Source organism: Flavobacterium piscis (assembly GCF_031457575.1).
Taxonomy (GTDB): Bacteria; Bacteroidota; Bacteroidia; order Flavobacteriales; family Flavobacteriaceae; genus Flavobacterium; species Flavobacterium piscis_A.
The window spans coordinates 1-2,125 of record NZ_JAVDWQ010000036.1 but is presented as its reverse complement, the minus strand read 5'-3'; the positions used below and the strand labels follow the sequence as shown (position 1 = coordinate 2,125).

The following is a 2,125-nucleotide window of genomic DNA, read 5'->3' as shown; positions in this document are numbered from 1 at the left end:
CAGCTAAACTGATTGGTCCCCCGCTCATAACAATTCCTGGAAGAGGATCAGAAACTAATATGTTCTCCAGATCTACATTACCTGTATTTGTTATTGAAAAACTATAAGTTAATGTCTCTCCTGCTTCAGCATATCCATTACCATTAGTATCATCCAATACTCCTGTTTTCACAATTGTAATTGCAGGAACTTCAACAAAAATATCAACTGTTGCAGTACTACAATTAGATGGATTAACTACTTCGCATATTTGGTATGTAAATGTATGATTTCCCCCTGCTGTACCTGGCGCTACATCAATTGTACCATCACTATTGAGAGTAATTCCTGTTGGTAGATTTATACCTGTTACAATAACATCTGAAGGCATAACAGGATTCCCGTTTAATTGATCATTATCTAAAACATTGATCACTTCTAACGAACCATTAATACCATCGGCAAGCACTACATCATCGTCATTACCCGCCTCAATCCCGAAGGTAGGCATCGCATTACAACCTGAAACTGCTAATGGATAATTTACAACCACAGATTGTGTTGGATTTAGTGTAAACTGCATTGTAACAGAAGGTCTTGTTAATTGAAAACCATCATTTCCTAGTGTCCATTGCCCGTTTACTAATAACCATCCCGGCCAATCTGTTGGGTTACCATTACCGTCTACTGTTGCTCCAGGCCATAAAACATTACCACTTAACGGCATGTTATTTTGAGTCGCTACAATATTGTTTGCACTGTCTATCCAATTGATAGTTAATAAATCTGTTGGAGTAAAATTGTCTGCTACAACACTGTAAGCTACATAAGGCGTATTATTAGAACAATAGCTGTTGGCTGTTACTGTAATTGTTGGCGCAACAACCGAAACTGAAACTGTTGCCGGATCGCAGTTTGTAGGATTTAATGTCTCACAAATTTCGTAGGTTAAAGAATAGTTTCCGGGTGGTGCATTTGGAATTAATTCTACTGTTCCGTCAGGTCTTAATGATAAAACTCCTGATGGATCTGGTGTCACTACACTTAAATTCACATCTGAAGGCAGAAGTGGATTATTATTTAAAGTATCATTAGTAAATACATTGACAACCGCTACTGTACTATTTATTCCTACCACCGAATTAACCGCATCATCAACTGCATCCAGAAGTGTTTTTTCAATAACAAGTGTTATTGTCGCAGGGCTGGCATCTATAGCTCCAAGATTATCAGTAGCTGTAAAAGTAAATGTATCATTGCCTGAATATGCTCCGCTAGGATCATAAGTAAGCATCGTTACTTCTAAAGGTGTTAGTACATGATTGACTACTACCGGAATACCGGATAATGCTAAAACTCCATGAGAAGGCAATGTCAAAATCGTGTAATTTGCAATTGTTCCATCAGTATCTGTTGCTATCAAATCATTAATAGCTGTTGCTCCCGCTCTTGAAGGAATACTAGCATTAATGTCATCTTGTGCAACTGGTGTATTATTTCCAACCGGAATTGTAATAGTGGCACTCAATAAAGCTAAGGCACCTAAATCGTCTGTTGCTGTAAAGGTAAAAGTGTCATTACCTGTAAATGTTCCACTTGGGTCATAGGTTAGCATGCTTGCTTCTAAAGGTGTCAATACTTGGTTTAGTGTTACCGGAATTCCCGCTAATGCTAAAACTCCTTGAGATGGTAATGTTAAAACGGTATAGTTTGCAATATTTCCATCTAAATCTGTTGCCAATAAGCCATTTATAGCTGTTGTTCCCGCTACTGAAGGAATTACAGAATTTATATCATCAAGTGCCAGAGGAGCATCATTTACTGCCGTTATGGTAATGGTCAGGGTAGCAGTATTCGATACCAAACCTAAGTTGTCGCTTACGGTATAACTGATCGGAGTTGCAGTTCCGTTGTAGTTGAGCACTGGCGTGAAAGTCACTGTTCCGGTATTGTCTACGGTATAGGTTCCTTCTCCTGTTACGGTGAAAGTCGTCTGAATTCCTGCTGTAGCCGGATCTAAATCGACCGTTGCTACATCAATAGTTCCATCCACATCGGTATCATTGGTAGTGACGTTGATCGTTACCGGTGTGTCTTCATTCGTGCTTGTCGCATCATCAAGTGCCACAGGAGCATCGTTTTCAGC

General features: G+C 39.2%; 1 protein-coding gene. It reads right to left on the bottom strand.

The genetic code is table 11. The annotated features are described in order from the left end of the window. On the bottom strand, window positions 1-2,125 hold a 2,125-nt coding region (locus J2W48_RS22985; RefSeq protein ID WP_310284536.1), incomplete at both ends, for an Ig-like domain-containing protein.